This is a genomic window from Campylobacter jejuni, from assembly GCF_001457695.1.
GTDB lineage: Bacteria > Campylobacterota > Campylobacteria > Campylobacterales > Campylobacteraceae > Campylobacter_D > Campylobacter_D jejuni.
The window spans coordinates 139,314-161,137 of sequence record NZ_LN831025.1; the positions used below are offsets into that span (position 1 = coordinate 139,314).

Below are 21,824 nucleotides of genomic sequence, written 5' to 3' on the forward strand. Positions count from 1 at the left end.
AAAAAGATATAATTTTGAAAAAACATATACCAATTAGAATGTGCATAGTGTGTAAAAACCGCTTTGAGCAAAATATGTTATTTAGATTTAAAGTTGTTTTAGGAGATATTGCACCTAAAGCAGAACATGGAAGAAGCGGATATTTATGTCAAAATTGTATTGAGAAAGAAGATAAAATCTTACAAAAAGCATTTTCTAAAATATGTAAAAATTTAAATACTAAAATTACTCAGCAAGGACTTAAGGAGATATTTTTAAATGGCAAAGATTAGAATTCATGAAATCGCAAAAGAATTAGGTTATGATAGTAAGGAAATTATTGAAAAGGCAAATGAATTAGGACTTGGAATTAAAACAGCATCAAATGCTGTAGAACCCGAGATTGCGGCAGCTATTTATGAGTATATACAAACAAGAGAAATTCCAGAAGCTTTTAAGAAAAATATCAAAACTCCTACGGCAAAAAAGCCTAAAAAAGAAAATATAAAAGAACAAGAAAAGCTAAATGAATCTGAAAAAAAAGAACCTAAAAAAGAAGAAAAGCTTAAACAAGAAGTTAAAAAAGAAGAATTAAAAGTTGAAAAAGAAAATGCAAAAGAGGAAGAAAAACAAGAAATTATTGATGCTCATAAGCCACAAAGCCTTGCTAGTGCAACTTTAGCCAAAAGACGCGGACTTGTCATTGTTAAAAAGAAAAAAGACGAAGAAGAAATTCAAGTTAAAAAAGAAGAAGTAAAAAATTCAAATGATATATCTATCAATAATGAAGAGCGCTTAAGTTTAAAAACTATGTTTTCAAATGCTGATGAGAGTTTAAAGAAAAAGAAAAAAGAAAAAAAATCTATTGCTGCGAGTAAAAAAGAAAGTACCGAAAAAATGAATTTTTTAGATGAACATGATTTTGGTGATATTTCTTTAGATGATGAAGATGAGGTAGTGTTACCTGATTTTAGTGTAAAAGAACAAGAAAAACCACAAAATATCAATAAAAAACAACCTAATTTTATAAGACAAGCTGTTGGAAATTCTGCGGGTTTTGGACTTGAAGGTGGAATTCAAAGAAGAAGTCGTAAAAAACCACCTAAAAAGATTGAAAAAAAGGAAGTAGAAGAAGTAAGTAGCGTTGCTATTTCTAAAGAAATTCGTGTGTATGAATTCGCTGATAAGATAGGAAAAAGCACTAGTGAAGTGATTTCAAAACTTTTCATGCTTGGAATGATGACAACAAAAAATGATTTCTTAGATGAAGATGCGATTGAAATTTTGGCTGCTGAATTTGGTATAGAGATCAATATCATTAACGAGGCTGATGAGTTTGATTATGTAAAAGACTATGAAGAAGAGATTGATGAAAAAGATTTAGTGACTAGAGCACCTGTGATTACTATCATGGGGCATGTTGATCATGGTAAAACTTCTTTGTTAGATTATATCAGAAAATCACGCGTTGCAAGTGGAGAAGCAGGGGGTATTACCCAACACGTGGGTGCTTATATGGTAGAAAAAAACGGGCGCAAAATTACTTTTATTGATACTCCAGGTCACGAAGCTTTTACTGCTATGCGTGCAAGGGGTGCAAGTATCACTGATATTGTAATCATCGTTGTAGCTGCAGATGATGGAGTAAAACCACAAACTAAAGAAGCGATAAATCATGCTAAGGCAGCAGGTGTGCCTATTATTATCGCTATTAACAAAATGGATAAAGAAGCGGCAAATCCTGATATGGTAAAAACTCAACTCGCAGAAATGGAAATTATGCCAGTAGAATGGGGCGGATCTTATGAATTTGCAGGAGTTTCGGCTAAAACAGGAATGGGGATTGAAGATTTACTTGAAATTGTGCTTTTACAAGCTGATATTTTAGAACTTAAAGCCAATCCAAAAAGTTTTGCTAAAGCAAGCATTATAGAAAGTTCTGTGCAAAAAGGGCGTGGCGCGGTAGCTACTATCATCGTGCAAAATGGAACACTTACTGTAGGAAGTACTGTGGTTGCAGGCGAGGCTTATGGAAAAGTGCGTGCGATGAGCGATGATCAAGGTAAAGCCTTAAAAGAAATCAAACCAGGTGAATGTGGGGTTATCGTAGGACTTAGTGAAGTAGCAGATGCAGGTGAAATTTTAATCGCAGTAAAAACAGATAAAGAAGCAAGAGAATACGCTAATAAACGCCACGAATACAACCGCCAAAAAGAACTTAGCAAATCCACTAAAGTTAGCATTGATGAGCTTGGAGCTAAGATCAAAGAAGGCAATCTAAAAGCCTTGCCTGTTATTTTAAAAGCTGATGTGCAAGGATCTTTAGAAGCCTTAAAAGCAAGTTTAGAAAAACTTAGAAATGATGAGATTAAAGTGAATATCATTCATAGCGGGGTAGGAGGGATCACACAAAGTGATATAGAGCTTGCAAGTGCGAGTGAAAACTCTATAGTACTAGGTTTTAACATACGCCCAACAGGGGAAGTTAAAGAGCGTGCTAAGGATAAAGGCGTAGAAATTAAAACCTATAATGTGATTTATAATCTTTTAGACGATGTAAAAGCCTTACTTGGTGGTATGATGAGCCCGATTATTTCTGAAGAGCAATTAGGACAAGCAGAGATTAGACAAGTGATCAATGTGCCAAAAATCGGACAAATCGCAGGTTGTATGGTAACTGAAGGGGTGATTAACCGTGGAGCTAAAATTCGCCTTATCCGTGATGGAGTTGTGGTTTATGAAGGAAATGTAAGCTCGCTTAAACGTTTTAAAGATGATGCTAAAGAAGTGGCAAAAGGCTATGAGTGTGGCGTAGGTATAGAAGGGTGTGATGATATGAGAGTGGGTGATTATATAGAAAGCTATAAAGAAGTAGAGGAACAAGCAAGTCTATGAACCCAAGTGAGATTAAAAAACTACGCACTGAAAGTATCTTAAAAGAGCTGATCCCTGAAGCTTTAGCAAATTTAGATGATGAAAATTTGAAAAATTTGTGTGTAGTGGATGTAGAGTGTAAAAAAGGCAGATACGATGCTTTTGTGTATCTTGATAAAATGTTTTTTAATGTTCATGAGCAAGAAAAAATTTTATCTTCTTTAAAAAAGGCAAGTAGAGCTTTGCAAAATTATTGCATGAGCGAGCAGGGCTGGTATAGGTGTCCGAATTTTCATTTTAAATTTGATGATAGGCTTGAGTATCAAAACCATATGGACGCACTTTTTGAAAAAATAAAAAAGGATAAAAATGAATCTTGAAGCCCTTTGCAAAGAAGCAGAACTTAGCTTTTATGATGATGAGCTAGTAAGTGAAAATGGTAAAAAAATTTATAGAATTTATGTGCAAAAAGAAGGCGGGGTAAATCTTGATGATTGTGCAAAGCTTAGTGAAATTTTATCGCCTATTTTTGATGTAGAACCACCTGTAAATGGGGAGTATTTTTTAGAAGTATCTTCACCAGGACTTGAAAGAAAACTTAGCAAGATAGAACATTTTGCAAAAAGTATAGGTGAACTTGTGAAGATCACAACCAATGAAAAAGAAAAATTCGAAGCAAAAATCATTGCTGTAGATGATGAAAATATCACTTTAGAAAATTTAGAAAATAAAGAAAAAACTACTATAAATTTTAATGATATAAAAAAAGCTAGAACTTTCATACAGTGGTAAAAATTTAGATTTTTTTTATATAATTAAAATAAAAACAAAAAATCAAAAGGCATGCAATGTTAGAAAATAAATGTGATTGGAAAATAAGTAAGGCAGATCAAAATGGTAATGTGTATTATTATTTTCCAAAAGATGAAGATGAATTTAAAGAAGCAGTTGTAAAAAATGGCGGTATGAGTGTGTATGTTTATCAAGAAGGTAAATTTATAGATGAATTTCACACAAAAAGTCAAGGTGATAAATGGACTTCTTCTATTCTTAATTATTTAAAAACTATGAGTAAAGATGGAGAAATATTTTATAGATATTATAAAAATTGCAAATTTTTTGCTATACCAAAAAATACATTTTCTAAAGATGATTTTAAAATTATAAAGGATAATATAAATAATAATATATCCTTAAACCAAATTCTTTATGGGTCTCCAGGGACAGGAAAAACTTATCATACTATAGATAAAGCTTTAGAGATTATATCAAAAGAAGAAAAAATACAAATTCCAAGTGAAGATGATAGAATAAATAGAAAAAAAATATTTGATGAGTATGTAAAAAATGGACAAATAGTATTTACTACTTTTCATCAAAGCTATGGATATGAAGAATTTGTAGAAGGTATAAAGCCTATAATAGACAATGATGAAAATTCTCAAGAAGTAAAATATGATGTAAAAGATGGAATTTTTAAAGAACTTTGCGAAAAAGCTTTAGAAAATAGGGATAGTATAAAAAATTTTAATTTTTATATAGATAAATTAAAAGAAAAAGTAAAAATAGATGATAATAATCCAGAAAAATATTTTGAATTACCAAATACTAAATATTCTATTCAATATAGAAATGGAAAAACATTTAGAATTAAATTTGATGATATGAGTAAAAATCATAAAGATTATCCAGTAAGTATAGATAATATAGAAAAATTATATAAAACTTCTAATATAGATGAAATATATAATTCAGCATATGTTAGAGCTATATTAAATTATTTAAAATTGCAGGGTTTAGAAGATTACAAAGAAAAAGATGAAAAAGTAAATTTACCTTATATAATCATCATCGATGAAATCAATCGTGGTAATGTAAGTAAGATTTTTGGTGAGCTTATAACCTTGATAGAAGCTAGCAAAAGGATAGGTGAAAAAGAAGAGTTAAAAGTGACTTTGCCTTATAGTGGCAAAGAATTTGGAGTACCTAAAAATGTTTATATCATAGGTACTATGAATACAGCCGATAGAAGCATAACTTCTCTTGATACAGCTTTAAGAAGAAGATTTGAATTTATTGAGATGATGCCTGATGTGAGCAAATTATCTATAGATTGTGAAGGTATTAATTTACAAGAATTATTAAAAGCTATAAACACTCGTATAGAATATTTACTAGATAGAGAAAAAACCATAGGTCATGCATTTTTTATAAGTGTTGAAAATTTAGAAGATTTAAAAAAGGTTTTTAAAAATAAAATCATCCCACTTTTGCAAGAGTATTTTTACAATGACTATGCTTTGATTGACGCAGTTTTAAATAAAAATGGTATGTTGGAAATTAGTGTTGAAAATAAAGATTATTTAAAAAATATGACAGAATTTATAGAAAGCGATAAGATTGTTTATAAATTTAGTGATAGTAATAATTGGAGTAAAGATACTTTTATAAAAATATATGAATAATGAAAACAAGTAATACTTTTTCCATCATCGAATACCAAGCTTTTTCTAAAGAAGATTTAAAAGAAATTTTCAAAGAAAAGGCCGAAGGGTTTTATAAAGAGCTAGAAGACTTTGCAAAAAATAATGAAAATCTTCTAGGCTTTAAAAACAAAAATTCCTTAAAAGCTAAAAATTATGTCGGCATTATACAGACTAAAAGCGGGGTTTTGGAGATTTTGCCAAAATGCACGAATTTAGATAGTTATAAAAAAGAAGATAGTTCTTCAAATCATGACAAAGAAAAACTAAGAAGATGTTATGAATTAGACAATATTTCTAAAAATAATGATTTTTATGAAAAAGATTTTAAATTTAATCCTAAAAATCTTTTGATAAATATGCTAAAAACCTTAAAAAACTCTCCCTTTAAAAAATCGCAAATTTCATCTTTGCAAAGTTCTAAAATTCCTTTATTTGAAGTGTTTATCACTATGTTTTTAGATGAATTTGATAGCGTGTATAAAAAAGGCTTGATGAGATCTTATCTAAGTTGCGAAGAAAATAGGGCTTTTTTAAAGGGAAAATTACTATTTAACGAGCATATCAAGCAAAATTTGATACACAAAGAAAGATTTTTTACAAGTAGTGATGAATTTGTGTTAGACATAGCACCCAATCGTTTGATAAAATCAACATTAAATTTTTTAAAATCAAAAACAAGTTTGAATAAATTTAGACTTATAAAAGCCATGCAAATGCTTGATGAGGTAGAATTTTCTAAAAATTATGAAAAAGATTTTAGCTATAAAATTTCAAGACATTTTGATTATTATGAAAACTTGCTTTTGTGGTGTAAAATTTTCTTAAAAAATGAAAGTTTTATGCCTTATCATGGTAAAAATGAAGCTTTTACCTTGCTTTTTCCTATGGAGAAAATTTTTGAAGATTATGTAGCTTATATGCTAAAAAAAGTAAATTCAACTCAAGATATTAAAATCCAAAGCAGTGGAAAGTATCTAATCTCAAAAAATGATGAAAATTGTTTCATGTTAAAGCCTGATTTATATATAGAAAATAAAATGATCCTAGATACCAAATGGAAAATTCCAAATGATAGTGAAGATGAGAAAAAACAGGGTATAGCACAAAGCGATTTGTATCAAATGTTTGCTTATGCTTGCAAATTTAAAATTTATGATATTAAACTTGTGTATCCTTTATGTGAGAAAACTCAAGATTTACAAAGAAAAATCGCAGAAAAATTTTTTGTTTTTAAGGCAAGCGAGCATTTGTATTTTAAAGAACAAAGGCAAAAAGATATAAAAGTGCAAGTGTTTTTTGCACCTTTACCTTTTTAAAAATTTCCCTATCAAATGCATTAAAAAACCAAAGCAAGCTACAGCTATGATGCAAGCACCGCTTGAGAGATTAAGATAATAGCTAAGTATAAGTCCTAAAACACAAAAAATCATACTTAAAAAACTTGCCAAAATCATGATAAAGCCAAGTCTTTTAGTAAAATTTTCAGCAATAAAGCTTGGGATACTAAGTAAAGCCATAACCAAAATAAGCCCTACAAGGCGTATAGAAATAACTATACAAAAAGCCATAAGGGCGATTAAAAGATAATGAAAAAAACTTGTATTGATACCACGAACTTTTGCAAATTCCGCATCAAAGCTTAATGCTTCAAATTGTCTATAAAATAAAAAGATCAAAAGTATCACCACGCTATCAACCAAAGCCATAAGCCATAAATCTTGTGTTCCTACAGCCAAAATGCTCCCAAAAAGATAAGCCATTAAATCTGTGTTATAACTAGGGCTTAAATCGATTAAAATAATCCCAACAGCCATTCCAAAAGCCCAGATTACAGCGATAATACTATCACTTCTGTGTTCATAGCGTTTAGCTAAAAAAGCTACTAAAAAAGCCAAAAATAAAGTAAATATTCCCGTGCTTAATAAAATGGGCAAAGAGAAATAAAAAGCTATACCTATACCACCAAAAGCCCCATGTGTTATACCTCCAGCCATAGAAAAAAGGCGATTTATCATCACCAAAGTGCCTATGATCCCACAAGCTATACTGACTAAAATCGCTCCTAGTAAAGCATTTTGAAAAAAGGTGAAATTTAAAATTTCAAGCATTATTTTCCTTTGAAAATTTTAAACAAAAATTTTCTTTTTTAAATTCTGTTTTTTTCAAATTTCTTCTTGTAAATTCTTGTTCGCATAGTTTTTTACTATCGCAATTTTCTTCATCGCAAAAACAAGTATTTAAACTCATTTCTACATCACAAAAATGAGAGTGGTTTTCGTATAAATGTTTTAAAAATGAACTTTTTTCTTTTTCTTTAGTGTTGGTATGTAAGAAAAGTTCTTTGTTTAAATGTGCAATTTTATCGCTATAAGCTAATACAAGGTTGATATCGTGACAAATGAGTAAAATTCCCATGCCTTTTTGGTGCAAAGAGCTTAGAAGTTCAAAAATTTGTATAGCAGACTTGTTATCAACGCTTGCGGTAGGTTCATCTAAAATAAGCATCTTACATTCACTAGCTAAGGCTCTTGCGATAAAAACACGTTGTCTTTGTCCTCCGCTTAGAGAATCAATTGTTTTGTTCCAAAATTTTTCCATTCCTACACTTTTTAAAGCTTGCATAGCTTTTTCTTTATCTTTTTTCCCATAAAAACCAAAAATTTTTTTACTTACAAGTCCCATAAGAACGATTTCAAGTACTCTTGGACAAAAATTAGGATTGGCTAGAGTGTGTTGAGGAACATAGCCTATTTCTTTTCTTTGAAGAGCTTTGAAATGGATTTCATTTTTGGATTTTAAAAGTCCTAAGATAAGTTTTACGAGTGTTGATTTTCCTGCACCATTTGGACCTATGATAGAGAGAAAGTCTTTATTGTCATAGTTAAGATTGATGTTTTTTAAGATGATTTCATTATCATAAGCGTAGTTTAGATTAGAAATTTCAAAAAAAAGCATCAAAAAACCTGATTATAAATTATGAGAAAAGGCATCAGCAGTTTTTAAAAGCTCATTTTCCCAATCATAAGATAAATGATCTATTTTGTAAATTTTTGCATCACATTCTTTAGCAAGTGTTTTTGCTGCATTTTCAGGGAAACCATTTTGAACAAAAATGACTTTTAAATTTTTATCTTTCATTAGAGTGATAAGTTTTTGCAAATCTTTGCTTTTTGGTTCCTTGCCTAAAATTTCTACAGGAATTTGTGTAAGATTATAGCGTTTTGCAAAATATGTCCAAGAAGGATGATAAACTACAAATTCTCTATTTTTTAATTTTTCTAATTTTGAGGCAATTTGTAAATTTAAACTATTTAATTCTGCTAAAAATTTATCTAAATTTTCTTTATATAAATTTTCATTTTGTGGATATTTTTGAATTAAGGTGTCATAAATATTTAAAGCCATAGTTTGGACTAAAATAGGATCTAGCCAAGTATGAGGATCAAAATGCTCATGTTCGTGGTGTTCATGCTCATGAGAGTGTTCGTGTGTATCATGAGTTTGAATCAAAGCTATGTTTTTTTGCATATTTACAACTTGAAGTTTTGGAAAATTTTGTTTAAATTTATCCGTAAAAACTTTTTCAAATTCTAAGCCTATAGTGAAATAAATATCACTTTTTTCAAGTTTTTTCATAGTACTTGGTTTAAATTCAAAATTATGCTCATTGCTATTTGGGGGCAAAATAACATTGACATCTAGAGTATTTGCAGCTATTTTTTTAACAAAAAATGCTTGAGGTGCTATACTGACACTAACTAAATTGCTACTAGTATTTTGTTCTTGCTCTAAATTTTTAGCTTGTGTGAAAGTGTAAAATATCCCTAAAGATAAGATAAATAATATAATTTTTTTCAAAATATTTCCTTTGATATAAATTTTTTTAAATTATAACTTAAATTATAACGATATTAAGCTTAATATTTATAGAATTTTCGAAGCGATATTTATTTAAATAAAAATAATAAATATAAATTAATTTAAATATTTATTAAATTAATTTTTTATAACTTTTAAATTTAAGTAAAAATTTATTTTTTTTTTTTTATAATTCTAAAACTTTATGTAGATATCTCTATAAAATAATATTTAGAAAGGAGCGCTTAAATTATGAAAAGCGTAAAATTGAAGGTTACACTGATTGCAAATTTAATCACGGTAGTGTGTTTGGTAATTTTAGGTGTTATAACATTTATGTTTGTAAAGCAAGAAATTTTTCATGAAGTTGTGAATGCTGAAATAAATTATGTTAAAACGGCTAAAAATTCTATAGAGTCTTTTAAGGCAAGAAATTCTTTAGCTCTTGAAAGTTTGGCTAAAAGCATTTTAAAGCATCCCGTAGAACAGTTGGATAACCAAGATGCTTTAATGCATTATGTTGGAAAAGATTTAAAGAAATTTAGAGATGCTGGAAGATTCTTAGCAGTTTATATCGCTCAACCAAATGGCGAACTTGTTGTAAGCGATCCAGACTCTGATGCTAAAAATTTAGATTTTGGAACTTATGGAAAAGCTGATAATTATGATGCTAGAACAAGAGAATATTATATAGAAGCAGTTAAAACAAATAAACTTTATATTACCCCATCTTATATTGATGTAACTACAAATTTACCTTGCTTTACATATTCTATTCCGCTTTATAAAGATGGTAAATTTATAGGAGTTTTGGCTATAGATGTTCTTGCAGCAGATTTGCAAGCTGAATTTGAAAATTTACCAGGTAGAATTTTTGTATTTGATGAAGAAAATAAAGTATTTGTTTCTACAGATAAAACTCTTTTGCAACAAGGTTATGATATTAGTACTATTGCAAATCTTGCAAAAACCAAGAAAGATTTTGAACCTTTTGAGTATACTAGACTAAAAGATGGTGGTGAAAGATTTGCTGTGTGTGTAAAAGTTTCTGGAATTTATACTGCTTGCGGTGCAAAGCCAATAGAACAAATAGAGGCTCCAGTTATAAAAGCTGCATTTATTCAAGCCATTGTTGTCATTATTGTAGTAGTATTTAGCGTCATCCTCCTTTATTTCATCGTATCAAAATACCTCTCCCCACTTGCAGCTATCCAAACAGGTTTAACTTCATTCTTTGACTTTATCAACCATAAAACAAAAAATGTTTCTACTATAGAAGTAAAAAGCAATGATGAATTTGGACAAATCTCAAATGCTATCAATGAAAACATTCTTGCTACTAAAAGAGGTTTAGAACAAGACAATCAAGCCGTTAAAGAATCAGTTGAAACTGTTCATGTAGTAGAAGGTGGTAATTTAACAGCAAGAATTACTGCTAATCCAAGAAACCCACAATTAATAGAATTAAAAAATGTTCTAAATAGACTTCTTGATGCTTTACAAGCTAGAGTAGGTTCTGATATGAATGAAATTCAAAGAGTATTTAATAGTTATAAATCTCTTGACTTTACCACTGAAGTAAAAGATGCCAATGGAGCTGTAGAGGTAACTACTAATGCACTAGGACAAGAAATCATTAAAATGCTAAAACAAAGTTCAGACTTTGCTAATGCTTTAGCTAATGAAAGTGGAAAATTACAAACTGCTGTTCAAAGCTTAACTACTTCTTCAAATTCTCAAGCAGCTTCTTTAGAAGAAACTGCAGCAGCTTTAGAAGAGATCACTTCTTCTATGCAAAATGTTTCAGTTAAAACTAGTGATGTTATCGCTCAATCTGAAGAGATTAAAAATGTTACAGGTATTATAGGTGATATTGCAGATCAAATCAATCTTTTAGCTTTAAATGCAGCTATTGAAGCAGCTCGTGCTGGAGAACATGGTAGAGGCTTTGCGGTTGTGGCTGATGAAGTTAGAAAACTAGCTGAAAGAACTCAAAAGTCTTTATCAGAAATTGAAGCTAATACTAATTTACTTGTTCAATCTATCAATGATATGGCAGAAAGTATTAAAGAACAAACTGCAGGTATCACTCAAATCAATGATAGTGTAGCTCAAATTGATCAAACTACTAAAGATAATGTTGAAATTGCTAATGAATCAGCTATTATTTCTAGTACAGTAAGTGATATAGCTAATAATATCTTAGAAGATGTTAAGAAGAAGAGGTTTTAAAACTTCAATTTATACCTAGTGAAAAACTAGGTATAAATTTTTCCTTCAATTTAAATTTTTCATCAAAGTTTCTAAAAAGTTTCCAAATATTTTTATACTTCCATTGTTTTAAATTTTAATATGGAGTAAAAACAAATGGAAAGAAGATTGTTTTTAAAAGGTTCAGCTTTAGGTTCTATGGTGGCTTTTTTTGCAAGTTCAAATTTAAGTGCTGCTATGCTTAAGGATAAGGATTTGCTAGGTTTTAAAGCTGTTAGTGCAAGCACGCAAGATAAAGTTATAGTACCACAAGGTTATGAAGCAAAGGTTTTAATTTCTTGGGGTGATCCACTTTTTAGTAAAGCAAAACCTTATGATGAAAGTAAAATCATCGATATGAATGCAGTTAAAAATGCTCATTTGGTTTTTGGAGATAACGATGATGGTATGAGTTTTTTTCCACTTTCAAAAAACAGAGGAATTTTAGCCGTTAATAATGAATATATAAATCCTGAAATCATGTTTAATCATCATGGTAAAAATTTAAGCAAAGAAGATGTTTTATACGAGCAAGCTAGTGTGGGTGTGAGTATCTTAGAAATCGAAAAAAAGGGTGATGATTGGATCGTGGTTTTAGACTCTAAGTATAACCGCAGAATCGATGCAAACACTAAAATGCAAGTAAGTGGAGCAGCTAAAAAAGAAGTTTTAAAAAATGAAAAATTTGTTCATGGAACTTTTGCAAATTGTGCAAATGGACAAACACCTTGGGGAACTTATATCACCTGTGAAGAAAATTTTGACGATTTTTTTGGAAGTTCAGATGAAAATCTAGAATTTAATGATGCCTTTAAGCGCTATGGATTTAACAAAACTAGTCTTTATGGATGGGAAAAATTTGATGAAAGATTCGATTTAGCTAAAAATATCGATGAAGCCAATCGTTTTGGTTGGATAGTGGAAATCAATCCTTTTGATGCAAAAAGCACACCTGTTAAAAGAACTTCTTTAGGGCGTTTTAAACATGAAAATGCAGAAATTATCGTAGAAAAAGATGGTTCTGTTATAGTTTATATGGGTGATGATGAGATGAATGAATTTATTTATAAATTTGTTAGCAAACACAAATACAAAAAAGGTGCTGATACAAGTAAAATTTTAGATGAAGGCACTTTGTATGTAGGACAGTTTAACGGCAATGTGGGAGATTTTAAAGGACAGGGAAAATGGATAGCCTTAGAATATGGCAAAAACGGCCTAGATGAAAAAAATGGTTTTAAGTCTCAAGCTCAAGTACTCATCAATACGCGTCTTGCCGCAAGCATTGTAGGTGCAACTCCCATGGATAGATGTGAATGGATAGCAAGCCATAGACAAAGTGGTTCTAAAGAAGTATTTGCAACACTAACGAACAACAAAAATTGCCAAAAACCTAATGCAGCAAATCCAAGAACTAAAAATGTTTATGGACAAATTTTAAAATGGATGCCAAAAAATTCTCATAAAGACGATGATTTTACTTGGGAAATTTTTGCTCTTGCTGGAAATCCTGATAACCAACAAGGCTTATATAAAGGCTCAAATAATATTACAAGTGAAAATAAATTTAATTCTCCTGATGGACTTAAATTTGATAGAGATGGAAGACTTTGGATACAAACAGATGGATCTTATTCTAATAAAGATGAATACGAAGGCATGGGAAATAACTGCATGCTAGCAGCAAATCCAAAAACAGGGGAAATCAGACGCTTTTTAACAGGACCTATTGCTTGTGAATTAACAGGGATTGCTTTTAGTGAGGATTATACTACAATGTTTGTAGGCATACAACATCCAGGAGAAGGTTTAAAAGGTAGTACTTTTCCTTATGGAAAAACGCCAAGATCGAGTGTAATGATGATAAGAAAACTTGATGGTGGAGTGATAGGAAGCTAAATAAAAATAAAGTTGCTTTTAGCAACTTTATAAAATCTTAATGCAAGCTTTCTATATAAGCCATAGCACTTAATGCAGCTACAGCTCCATCACCTGCAGCACAAATCACTTGCTTAGGTGCATCTTTTCTAAGATCTCCTGCGGCAAAAAGTCCAGCAACACTAGTTTGCATTTTAAGATCAACACTTACTTGCCCACCTTCTTCCATATTGCATAAAAACTTACCATCGTCTTGTTTTAAAATTTCATTTCTTACATTAAGACCAACAAAAGTAAAAATTCCTGGAACATTTAAATCTCTAATACTACCATCTTTTAATTTTACTTTTACCCCAGTAACACCCATTTTATCACCATATACTTCATCTACACTTGCACTAGTAATAAGTTCTATTTTTTCATTTTTCTTAACTTTTTCTACTGTAGATGGAGCCGCTCTAAACTCATCTCTGCGGTGGATAAGATAAACCTTAGAACAAATATTTGCTAGATACAAGGCTTCTTCTAAAGCCGTATCTCCACCACCTAAAACTGCAACTTCTTTATTTTTATAAAAAAATCCATCACAAGTTGCACAAGTACTTACACCTTTTCCAAAAAATTCATCTTCGCCCTTAAAACCTGCTCTTTTTGGAGCTGAGCCTGTGCAAACTATCACAGCTTTAGTAAGTTCTGTTTTACCACCTTCTAATTTGATGGTAAAACTTCCATCACTATTTTTTAAAATTTGTTCTACTCCAACCATTTCATGTTTTAAACCAAAACGCATACATTGTTCATTCCAAGGAGCCATAAAAGAAATTCCATCCATAACTTGGGCTACACCTGGATAATTCTCTATTTCAGAACTTGAGGTAATTTGTCCACCAGGCATACCTTTTTCAAACATTACTACATTCTTAAGACCACCTCTAGTTGCATAAAGTCCGGCACTAAGTCCAGCAGGACCTCCACCTATGATTGCTACATCTAACATTTATATTTCCTTTATATTGAATTTTATTATTAATAATGATATAAAAATTATTCTTAATAGTAGTTAATAAAAATTATTATTTAGTATAAATTTGAAATTTTTAAGAAGAAGGCTAGTTATACTAGCCTTTAGTTTATAGTAAAGAGTTTAGTTTATCACTAATTGCTTGTTTAGATTGTGCACCAACTAGTTGATCTACAACTTCACCATTTTTAAAGAAAATAAGCGTAGGAATAGAGCGAACACCAAATTCAGCTGCTAAATCACCTTGTTCATCTGTATTTACTTTGCAAATTTTAGCTTTACCATCGAAGTCATTTGCAAGTTCATCAATAACCGGAGCAAGCATTCTACAAGGTCCGCACCATGGAGCCCAAAAATCAACTAAAGCTACACCTTCTTTTGCTTGAGCAAAATTATCACTTGTTAATTCAATATATTTTCCCATAATTTTTCCTTTCTTTAATTTTTGTCTAATTGTATTTTATTTTTTTAAATATCAGCTTAAAAACTTATATTTTCGCAAAATTGTATCACATCATTTTTAATGCAAATCAGATCAATCTGAAAATCCGATGAAATTCCATTTTTAAGATGATAAAATTCTATAGTTTTTAAAATTTTTTCAAGTTTTTTTCTATCCAAACGCTCGGAAACTTCATAATCATTTTGAGTAAATTTAACCTCTATAAAATGTAAAATTTCATCTTTTTTGGCTATTATATCGATTTCTCCAAATTTAGAATGGAAATTTCTTTTTAAAATTTCAAAGCCCTGTTTTTTTAAAAATTTACAAGCCTTATCTTCACCTAAAATTCCATCTAAATAAGCTTTTAAACCCATTATTCTATACGCATCATAAAAGGTTTGGTTTTTATAAAATCTTGTTTGCGTAAAATTTCAAGCAAATTTTGTATGCTTTTTTCATAAGTTAAATGCGTAGTAAAAAACAAAGTACTGTAATTTTCATCATTTTTTTTAGGTTTTTGTAAGAAACTATCGATAGAAATATTATTTTCACTCATCAATTGTGTGATTTTAGATAAAACCCCTATTTTATCTTCAACTTTCACCCTTAAATAATATTTTGTATAAATTTCATCTTTGCTTAAAAGCTCGTATTCTAAAGTGTTCACAAAACCAAGCATTGGTGCTTTTACCTGATCTCTTGCTATATCCATAAGATCTGAAATCACAGCACTTGCAGTGGCCTCTCCTCCTGCTCCTGCTCCATAATACAAACTTTCACCCAACAAATCTCCATTAATGCTTATAGCATTCATCACTCCATCAACTTTTGCAAGCATTTTTTCTTTATCTATCATAGTAGGATGCACTCTTAATTCTACTTTATTTTCACGCACCTTAGCTATACCTAAAAGTTTTATAGTAAATTCAAACTCATTAGCAAAATACATATCTTCAGGCGCAATTTCGCTAATACCCTCGATCAAAATATCTTCAGGTTTAGCTTTAAGATTATAAGCGATACTTGATAAAACAAGCAGTTTATGTGCTGCATCTTGCCCTTCTATATCAAAAGTTGGATCAGCTTCTGCATAACCTAAATTTTGAGCTATTTGCAAAGCTTGTTCAAAACTCATATTTTTTTGACTCATAGAACTTAAAATATAATTACTCGTACCATTTAAAATCCCTTTTATAGCCAAAATATTATTTGCACTTAAACCTTCTTTTAAAACCTTTATAATAGGAATTCCTCCAGCCACACTTGCTTCATAACCAAAGGCTAAATTTTTAGCCAAATTTTCAAGTTCATAACGATGATAAGCAAGCATAGCTTTATTTGCAGTAACAACAGCTTTTTTCTTTTTTAAAATTTCACTCACTATTTTAAAAGCTTCATCCACCCCACCCATTAATTCTACAAAAACATCTACATCAGCATTTAAAATTTCTGCAACGCTATGAGTAATTGGAATTAAAGCATTTTTTTTAGGACTTCTAGCAAGAGCGATCACAGGAGTTATGCTTTGACCGCACCTTGCACGAATGAGTTTATTATTTTCTAAAAGAAATTTAACCACAGCACTTCCAACAGTGCCATAACCAAGAATCGCTACTTTCATAACTTACTCTTTTAAATATTTTTTGATATTGCGTGCAGCTTGGCGTATGCGATTTTCATTTTCAATTAAAGCAATTCTTACATACTCATCACCTGCTTCGCCAAAACCTACCCCAGGACTTACTGCAACACTGGCACGCTGTAAAAGTTGCTTTGAAAATTCTAAACTTTTTAAATGTCTTTTGCTTTCAGGGAGTTTTGCCCAAACAAACATACTTGCTCTTGGTTTTTGAAGTTTCCAGCCTGCATTTTCAAAAGCTTCAAGTAAAATGTGCATTCTTTTATCATAAGTTGCACGGATTTCATCCACACAAGTTTGATCTCCATCTAAAGCTATGGTAGCTGCTACTTGAATAGGTGTGTACATACCATAATCAAACCAAGATTTTATTTTTTTAAGCGCACTGACTAAGCGTTTATTTCCTACTACAAAACCCACACGCCAGCCTGCCATATTGTAAGATTTTGAAAGAGTGTAAGTTTCTACCGCTACATCTTTTGCGCCTTCAATTTCCAAAATAGAAGGAGTTTTATAGTCATCATAAGTTAAATCTGCATAAGCAATATCTGAAATAATATAAAATCTTTCTTTTTTTGCCATTGTTATCAATCTTTCATAAAAACTTTTCTCACAAGTTACTGTTGTTGGATTATGCGGGAAATTAACAACGATATATTTTGGACGCGGGATGCTTTCATTTAAAGTTTTATGTAAATTTTCAAAAAATTGATTTTCATCAAGCTCAAATTTTTCATTATAAGCTAAAGACATTTTTGCTACATTACCTCCTGCTATAATAAAAGCTTGAGTATGTATAGGATAAGCAGGAGTTGGCACAATAGCAACATCTCCAGGATTTATAATTGCTCTTGCAAGATTTACAAAACCCTCTTTTGAACCCATGGTAGCTACAACTTCATTTTCAGGATCTAAATTGACATTATATTTTCTTTTATACCAATTGCAAATTGCTAAGCGAAGTTTATAAATCCCCATGGATGTAGAATATCCCGAGGTTTTATCTTTGTTAGCACTTTCACAAAGTTTATCTATAATGTGTTGTGGAGTTTTACCATCGGGATTTCCCATTGAAAAGTCGATGATATCCTCTCCAGCACGTCTTGCTGCCATTTTTATCGCATTTACTTCTGCGAAAACATAATTTGGAAGTCTTTCTATGGTATTAAAACGGATTTCATCAAACATATTTCTTAATCCTTTATTTTTTAAGTGTGATTTTTAAACCCCTGCGTATATTATCTAAACTATACATATCGCTTACAATAGCATATATAGCACCATTTGGAATAAGTTCTGAAAAATGATTATTTTTATTTTCGCTTTTTACTGCTTTAATTAGATTCAGATTTTTATCTAAAAAGAAGATTTTAGGAAACCAATTGTCTAAATCATTTGCATCAATAATCAAATTTGTAGCATTTTTTAAATCAAGCACATAGTCTTTAAGGGGTTTTTCTAATGATTTTGGAGTATTTAAATTAACATTTGTATTGGTTTTTAATACAGCATTGGAAAAATTTAAATCATATTCATAGTCATATGCCCCAATGCGCTTAATATTATCTATATAGACAGAATTTTCTTTTAAGAGATTGTAAAGCGTTCCAGGATCTAAAACATATTGAGATTCTACTTGTATGGTATAGTCAATATTTCCTTCTCTTAAAATCAAATCTGTAGGGATAAAATATATATATCCGGCATCTGTTAAAACATCGGATAAAATTTTAAAAAACATAATTTCATCAGCTTTTGCTTTAAAATTTAGTTTTAGACTTTGAGGATTTGATAGTGTTAAGGCAATTAAAGAATTGGTTTTTAATATTTGAGATATTTTTGCAATATCACAATTTCCATTATTATCTATGTAAGAATTATTTGAGAATAATAATTCTAGTTGAGAATTTTTACTAGGATTGTTTACTAAATTTTTTGCTAATTCAAGACTTGAGATTGCAAAAGATATATTAACCCAAAAAGTAAGAATAATAATTTTTTTTACCATTCTTTACCTTTATTTAATTTTACAAATTCAGCAGCTGAAATACTTGTAATTTTTCCATCTTTAATCAAGAAACGTTTTGAAATTCCTGCAGGAAATTTTTGTTCTTTATTTTCTTGATCAAACATTGTTAAAGCTGCAGCCCCTGTTAAAATTAACTGATCTTTATCTAAAGAAATATTAAAATCTTTTTCTTTAACAAAGCTTGTTTTTTTAAGACTTTTTAAATCTATTAAACCTATCCAAATCTTGGTAGAGGTTTTAAAATGTGCTTCTTTTAAAGAATCAGTTTTTGGTGTATTTGTGTCTTCTTGGATTTGGGTATTTTTTTCTTCATCGAGTAGGGTTGTGTTATTTTCACTGATATTATTTTCTATGCTTATGTTTTTATCATTTTCTTGTAATGAGATGTTTTGGCTTGGTAAAACGCTCTCTGTTTGATTTGTTTCTTGTGCTTTATTGTTGTCTATAACAACAACATTGTTTCCACCTAAAGATTTTAAATTTTCTTGTGCTTGTCCTATGATATCTATAACTGTTGCACTAGTATTATTTTGTTCATCTTTGAAAAAAGTTTTAAGTGTATCAAAATAATAAATTCCACTTCCTATAATCACTAAAACAATAAGAACAATCAAAAAAGGCCAAGTGTTAAAGGATTTTTGACTATAAGCATCTAGTTTTGGGGTTATCATTTTTGATTTTGTTTGTGGAGTAGGATTGTTTTCGTTAAGATAAGCTTCATACTCTTCGTTAAAATCACTAAAGTCGAGTTCGTATTCTCTGCTCAAAATTTTAACAAAACCTTTAACATTAAAACGACTTAAAACAGCAAAATTCTTTTCTACTAAAGCTTCAAGAAAATCAAGTTCAATTTGCGTTTTTGCTGCAACTTCTTTTAAATTTAATTCTTGTATTTTTTTCCAATTAAGCATTTAACATCCTATCACAAAGTATTGCAAAAGCAGCGCTGACATTAAGACTATCAAAATTATTTTTCATCGCAATGCCCACACATTCATCGCATTTTTTTACAATTTTAGAGCTTAAACCAAAACCCTCACTACCCAAAACTAAAACTTTTTTACCATTGCTTATTTTTACACTGTGAATTTCTTTTCCCGAGCCATCACTCGCATAAAAATAAAAACCTACTTGTTTTAGTTCATTTATTACACTTAAAGCATCGTTGCTTATCACAATAGGTAAATCAAGAGCCGCTCCGCTGCTTGTGCGAATTACTCCTTCCATGGCTAATTTTTCACCAATAAAAATTAAAGCCCCAACCCCTAAAGCATAAGCTGTACGCGTGATAGCCCCTATATTTCCTACATCGCTAATTCCATAAAGCATAACAATAAAATCATTTTTTTTGATCTCATTTAAATTCGCAAAAGAACTTTCTTTAATATCTAGCAAAAAACCTTGATGATTTCCACCTTTCGCATAAGCTTGAGCAGTTTTAAAATCAAGTTTTTTGATTTTAAAACCTGATTTTGCGATTTTGGAAAAAGTAGTTTTATCACATTCTTTTGCTAAATAAAGCTCATTGATACAGTCTTTATGATATTCTAAAATATAAAAAAATATTTGCTTCCCATAAACTATCATACTTAAAATTTTACCTAATCTTGACTTAAAAGCAGTTTTTGATAAATTTCTTTTGCATTTTTTCCATTGATCTTTGATAATAATTTTGCTTTTGCTTTTAAAGACAGCTCTAAATCCATAATATCTTTTTCACAAAGAGTATTTTGCAAAAAATTTTGCTCTTTTGATTGCAGTACTACAACCCATTCACCGTTTAAATTAGACTTTTTTAAAATTTCAAAAAGCTCTTTAGCATTGCCTTTAAATTTTTTTTCAAATTTTTTACTGATTTCTTTAATCAAAAAAATTTCTCTTTGGCTATCTAGAATCATAATTTGTTCTACTAAAGATAAAATACGCTTAGGGGATTCGTAAATAATACTTGGATAAGGAAGGTTTAAAATTTTTTCTATGTCTTTTTGTCTTTCTTTACCTTTATTTGCTAAAAAACCAATAAAGATAAATTCTTTTTGACAAAATGCTGAGCTTACAAGAGCAACTAAGGCTGCATTTGCACCTGGTAAAATTTCATAGGTGATATTATTTTCTTGTGCAAATTCTACCAAAGCCTTGCCAGGATCACTAATCCCTGGCATTCCTGCATCGCTTAAATAAGCTACATTTTTTTCAAATATCTTTAAATCAATACTTGCTAAAACTTCTTTTTCATTATGGGAGTGTAAGGCTATAAATTTAGAAATATGTATATCAGTGTGAAATTTGGTATTTAATAACGAAATCAAAGACTTACTTACTCTTGTATCTTCGCAAAACACAAGATCGCAAGTCTTTAAAAGTTCTAAGGCTCTAAAAGAAATATCGCTTAAATTTCCTATGGGAGTAGGAATAAAATAAAGCATAATTATTGCATTGCGTATTTTTTCTTAAATTTTTCTACACGACCTGCAGCATCTACAATTTTTTCACTGCCTGTAAAAAAAGGATGGCAATTTGAACAAATATCTACTCTTAATTCTGCTTTGTTTGACTTTGTTGTAAAAGTATTTCCACAAGCACAACTTACTTTGCATTCTACGTATTCTGGGTGAATTTCTTTTTTCATTAGTTTTCCTTAAAAATTAAAACAATAAACTGTGATTATAAATTATTTAACATAAAAAAGAGATTAATTTAAGAAAAATTAAAGCAAAATTTTTGAAGCTATAGCTATAATAGCTGTTTGACTTTTTAGAATATTAGAGCTTTTAAGAGAGATTTTCCGGTTAAACAATAATCTCTCATCATTGTTAAATCCACCTTCAGGACCTATAAAATATAATTCTTTTTCATCGAAATGACTTTGTTGTTCTCCTTGAAAATCAACCATAATTGCATTTGGAAATTTTTGAACAAATTCTTGAGTGCTTTGGTGGATAATTAAATCCATTTTAGTATTTCTACCGCATTGTTCACAAGAAGAAATAATGATTTTTTCAAATCTTTCTAAATCGATTTTAAAATTTCTTTGTGAAAAATTTGTAAAAACCAAATGTAACTTTTTTACTCCAAGTTCATTTAAGAAAGGTAGAGTTTTTTCTAAAATTTTAATATCTATAATGGCTAAGGCTAAGTTTAATTCACTTTGTTTTATATTTTGTGATTTTTTGTTTAAAAATTTTAAAGTGCAAGAATTTCTTGTTAAATTTGTGATTGTATAGTTGTAAAGAAAATTATCTTGTAAATTTCTAAGATTTAGCTCCGAATTTTCCTTTACTCTTCTTACTTTTAAATGGTTAAAGTTTTCACCTTGAAGTTGTATAAACTCTTCTCCAGCTTGCTTGTTATACAAAAATTGCATT

21 protein-coding genes and 1 pseudogene are annotated in these 21,824 nt (G+C 29.9%); 8 read left to right on the forward strand and 14 right to left on the reverse strand.

Going from position 1 to position 21,824, the window contains the following annotated elements:
• Positions 1–14 precede the first annotated feature (14 nt).
• The 6 genes and pseudogenes from AT682_RS00695 to AT682_RS00720 all read left to right on the forward strand — a co-directional run bounded on the left by AT682_RS00695 (position 15) and on the right by AT682_RS00720 (position 6,655).
• On the forward strand, positions 15–272 hold the full coding sequence (locus AT682_RS00695) for a DUF448 domain-containing protein (RefSeq protein ID WP_002882996.1): 258 nt from the start codon (positions 15–17) through the stop codon (positions 270–272).
• Positions 259–2,874 carry a translation initiation factor IF-2 gene (gene infB, locus AT682_RS00700; RefSeq protein ID WP_002882997.1) on the forward strand — a complete coding sequence of 872 codons (2,616 nt, stop codon included), beginning with the start codon at positions 259–261 and terminating at the stop codon, positions 2,872–2,874. Before AT682_RS00695 ends, infB begins: the two co-directional genes overlap by 14 nt.
• The gene (gene rbfA / locus AT682_RS00705; protein WP_002778650.1) at positions 2,871–3,233 is read left to right on the forward strand and encodes a 30S ribosome-binding factor RbfA; all 363 of its coding nucleotides are present in this window, start codon (positions 2,871–2,873) and stop codon (positions 3,231–3,233) included. Before infB ends, rbfA begins: the two co-directional genes overlap by 4 nt.
• On the forward strand, positions 3,223–3,645 hold the full coding sequence (gene rimP / locus AT682_RS00710; protein ID WP_002882998.1) for a ribosome maturation factor RimP: 423 nt from the start codon (positions 3,223–3,225) through the stop codon (positions 3,643–3,645). The genes rbfA and rimP overlap by 11 nt, the downstream gene beginning before the upstream one ends.
• A gap of 395 nt (positions 3,646–4,040) precedes the next feature.
• Positions 4,041–5,318, forward strand: a pseudogene (locus tag AT682_RS00715) (McrB family protein); the annotation flags it as partial.
• A complete protein-coding gene (locus AT682_RS00720) occupies positions 5,318–6,655 on the forward strand; it encodes an McrC family protein (RefSeq protein ID WP_002883000.1) in 1,338 nt (445 codons plus the stop codon). The pseudogene AT682_RS00715 and the gene AT682_RS00720, both read left to right, overlap by 1 nt.
• Here the strand turns inward: AT682_RS00720 and AT682_RS00725 are convergent.
• From AT682_RS00725 to AT682_RS00735, 3 genes are read right to left on the reverse strand one after another with little or no spacing between them, the layout of a single operon-like run.
• Positions 6,644–7,447, reverse strand: a complete 804-nt coding sequence (locus tag AT682_RS00725; RefSeq protein WP_002883001.1) for a metal ABC transporter permease — start codon at positions 7,445–7,447, stop codon at positions 6,644–6,646. The genes AT682_RS00720 and AT682_RS00725 overlap by 12 nt on opposite strands.
• On the reverse strand, positions 7,440–8,294 hold the full coding sequence (locus AT682_RS00730) for an ABC transporter ATP-binding protein (RefSeq protein ID WP_002883002.1): 855 nt from the start codon (positions 8,292–8,294) through the stop codon (positions 7,440–7,442). The genes AT682_RS00725 and AT682_RS00730 overlap by 8 nt, the downstream gene beginning before the upstream one ends.
• 12 nt (positions 8,295–8,306) lie before the next feature.
• Positions 8,307–9,197: a metal ABC transporter solute-binding protein, Zn/Mn family gene (locus tag AT682_RS00735; protein WP_002883003.1), complete on the reverse strand. Its 891-nt coding sequence runs from the start codon at positions 9,195–9,197 to the stop codon at positions 8,307–8,309.
• A 252-nt stretch (positions 9,198–9,449) separates the two neighbouring features.
• Here AT682_RS00735 and AT682_RS00740 point away from each other — a divergent pair, with 252 nt between their 5' ends.
• Both AT682_RS00740 and AT682_RS00745 read left to right on the forward strand, forming a co-directional pair.
• Entirely contained in the window at positions 9,450–11,429 is a 1,980-nt protein-coding gene (locus AT682_RS00740; RefSeq protein ID WP_058207847.1) for a methyl-accepting chemotaxis protein, read from the forward strand.
• Between the two features lie 135 nt (positions 11,430–11,564).
• Positions 11,565–13,346, forward strand: coding sequence for a PhoX family protein (locus tag AT682_RS00745; protein ID WP_002882159.1), 1,782 nt, complete (start codon positions 11,565–11,567; stop codon positions 13,344–13,346).
• Between the two features lie 37 nt (positions 13,347–13,383).
• Here the strand turns inward: AT682_RS00745 and trxB are convergent, their stop codons facing one another.
• The 11 genes from trxB to AT682_RS00800 form a co-directional block, all read right to left on the reverse strand.
• Positions 13,384–14,322 (reverse strand): thioredoxin-disulfide reductase, encoded by a 939-nt coding sequence (gene trxB / locus AT682_RS00750; RefSeq protein ID WP_002857228.1) that lies wholly within the window; start codon positions 14,320–14,322, stop codon positions 13,384–13,386.
• A gap of 133 nt (positions 14,323–14,455) precedes the next feature.
• The gene (gene trxA, locus AT682_RS00755; RefSeq protein WP_002778629.1) at positions 14,456–14,770 is read right to left on the reverse strand and encodes a thioredoxin; all 315 of its coding nucleotides are present in this window, start codon (positions 14,768–14,770) and stop codon (positions 14,456–14,458) included.
• Between the two features lie 56 nt (positions 14,771–14,826).
• Positions 14,827–15,165 carry a YraN family protein gene (locus AT682_RS00760; protein ID WP_002882158.1) on the reverse strand — a complete coding sequence of 113 codons (339 nt, stop codon included), beginning with the start codon at positions 15,163–15,165 and terminating at the stop codon, positions 14,827–14,829.
• Positions 15,165–16,412, reverse strand: coding sequence for a homoserine dehydrogenase (hom, locus tag AT682_RS00765; protein WP_002882156.1), 1,248 nt, complete (start codon positions 16,410–16,412; stop codon positions 15,165–15,167). The genes AT682_RS00760 and hom overlap by 1 nt, the downstream gene beginning before the upstream one ends.
• A gap of 3 nt (positions 16,413–16,415) precedes the next feature.
• On the reverse strand, positions 16,416–17,618 hold the full coding sequence (locus AT682_RS00770; protein WP_002882154.1) for an LL-diaminopimelate aminotransferase: 1,203 nt from the start codon (positions 17,616–17,618) through the stop codon (positions 16,416–16,418).
• Positions 17,619–17,631: 13 nt separating this feature from the next.
• Entirely contained in the window at positions 17,632–18,438 is an 807-nt protein-coding gene (locus AT682_RS00775) for a hypothetical protein (RefSeq protein ID WP_002882153.1), read from the reverse strand.
• On the reverse strand, positions 18,432–19,370 hold the full coding sequence (locus AT682_RS00780; RefSeq protein WP_002868439.1) for a helix-turn-helix domain-containing protein: 939 nt from the start codon (positions 19,368–19,370) through the stop codon (positions 18,432–18,434). The genes AT682_RS00775 and AT682_RS00780 overlap by 7 nt, the downstream gene beginning before the upstream one ends.
• The gene (gene rlmB / locus AT682_RS00785) at positions 19,363–20,046 is read right to left on the reverse strand and encodes a 23S rRNA (guanosine(2251)-2'-O)-methyltransferase RlmB (protein ID WP_002866330.1); all 684 of its coding nucleotides are present in this window, start codon (positions 20,044–20,046) and stop codon (positions 19,363–19,365) included. The genes AT682_RS00780 and rlmB overlap by 8 nt, the downstream gene beginning before the upstream one ends.
• A 14-nt stretch (positions 20,047–20,060) precedes the next feature.
• Complete coding sequence (rsmI, locus tag AT682_RS00790; protein WP_002882152.1) at positions 20,061–20,885, reverse strand: 16S rRNA (cytidine(1402)-2'-O)-methyltransferase; 825 nt, start codon at positions 20,883–20,885, stop codon at positions 20,061–20,063.
• A 2-nt stretch (positions 20,886–20,887) separates the two neighbouring features.
• Complete coding sequence (gene rpmE / locus AT682_RS00795) at positions 20,888–21,088, reverse strand: 50S ribosomal protein L31 (RefSeq protein WP_002851603.1); 201 nt, start codon at positions 21,086–21,088, stop codon at positions 20,888–20,890.
• 78 nt (positions 21,089–21,166) lie between these two features.
• Positions 21,167–21,823 carry a 16S rRNA (uracil(1498)-N(3))-methyltransferase gene (locus tag AT682_RS00800; protein WP_002851903.1) on the reverse strand — a complete coding sequence of 219 codons (657 nt, stop codon included), beginning with the start codon at positions 21,821–21,823 and terminating at the stop codon, positions 21,167–21,169.
• Position 21,824: the final 1 nt, after the last annotated feature.

Excerpts from the sequence above, each read along its gene's own strand:
- infB (WP_002882997.1), top strand. The coding sequence starts at position 259 with ATGGCAAAGATTAGAATTCATGAAATCGCAAAAGAATTAGGTTATGAT.
- rbfA (WP_002778650.1), top strand. The coding sequence starts at position 2,871 with ATGAACCCAAGTGAGATTAAAAAACTACGCACTGAAAGTATCTTAAAA.
- rimP (WP_002882998.1), top strand. The coding sequence starts at position 3,223 with ATGAATCTTGAAGCCCTTTGCAAAGAAGCAGAACTTAGCTTTTATGAT.
- AT682_RS00720 (WP_002883000.1), top strand. The coding sequence starts at position 5,318 with ATGAAAACAAGTAATACTTTTTCCATCATCGAATACCAAGCTTTTTCT.
- AT682_RS00725 (WP_002883001.1), bottom strand. The coding sequence starts at position 7,447 with ATGCTTGAAATTTTAAATTTCACCTTTTTTCAAAATGCTTTACTAGGA.
- AT682_RS00730 (WP_002883002.1), bottom strand. The coding sequence starts at position 8,294 with ATGCTTTTTTTTGAAATTTCTAATCTAAACTACGCTTATGATAATGAA.
- AT682_RS00740 (WP_058207847.1), top strand. The coding sequence starts at position 9,450 with ATGAAAAGCGTAAAATTGAAGGTTACACTGATTGCAAATTTAATCACG.
- AT682_RS00745 (WP_002882159.1), top strand. The coding sequence starts at position 11,565 with ATGGAAAGAAGATTGTTTTTAAAAGGTTCAGCTTTAGGTTCTATGGTG.
- trxB (WP_002857228.1), bottom strand. The coding sequence starts at position 14,322 with ATGTTAGATGTAGCAATCATAGGTGGAGGTCCTGCTGGACTTAGTGCC.
- trxA (WP_002778629.1), bottom strand. The coding sequence starts at position 14,770 with ATGGGAAAATATATTGAATTAACAAGTGATAATTTTGCTCAAGCAAAA.
- AT682_RS00760 (WP_002882158.1), bottom strand. The coding sequence starts at position 15,165 with ATGGGTTTAAAAGCTTATTTAGATGGAATTTTAGGTGAAGATAAGGCT.
- hom (WP_002882156.1), bottom strand. The coding sequence starts at position 16,412 with ATGAAAGTAGCGATTCTTGGTTATGGCACTGTTGGAAGTGCTGTGGTT.
- AT682_RS00770 (WP_002882154.1), bottom strand. The coding sequence starts at position 17,618 with ATGTTTGATGAAATCCGTTTTAATACCATAGAAAGACTTCCAAATTAT.
- AT682_RS00775 (WP_002882153.1), bottom strand. The coding sequence starts at position 18,438 with ATGGTAAAAAAAATTATTATTCTTACTTTTTGGGTTAATATATCTTTT.
- AT682_RS00780 (WP_002868439.1), bottom strand. The coding sequence starts at position 19,370 with ATGCTTAATTGGAAAAAAATACAAGAATTAAATTTAAAAGAAGTTGCA.
- rlmB (WP_002866330.1), bottom strand. The coding sequence starts at position 20,046 with ATGATAGTTTATGGGAAGCAAATATTTTTTTATATTTTAGAATATCAT.
- rsmI (WP_002882152.1), bottom strand. The coding sequence starts at position 20,885 with ATGCTTTATTTTATTCCTACTCCCATAGGAAATTTAAGCGATATTTCT.
- rpmE (WP_002851603.1), bottom strand. The coding sequence starts at position 21,088 with ATGAAAAAAGAAATTCACCCAGAATACGTAGAATGCAAAGTAAGTTGT.
- AT682_RS00800 (WP_002851903.1), bottom strand. The coding sequence starts at position 21,823 with ATGCAATTTTTGTATAACAAGCAAGCTGGAGAAGAGTTTATACAACTT.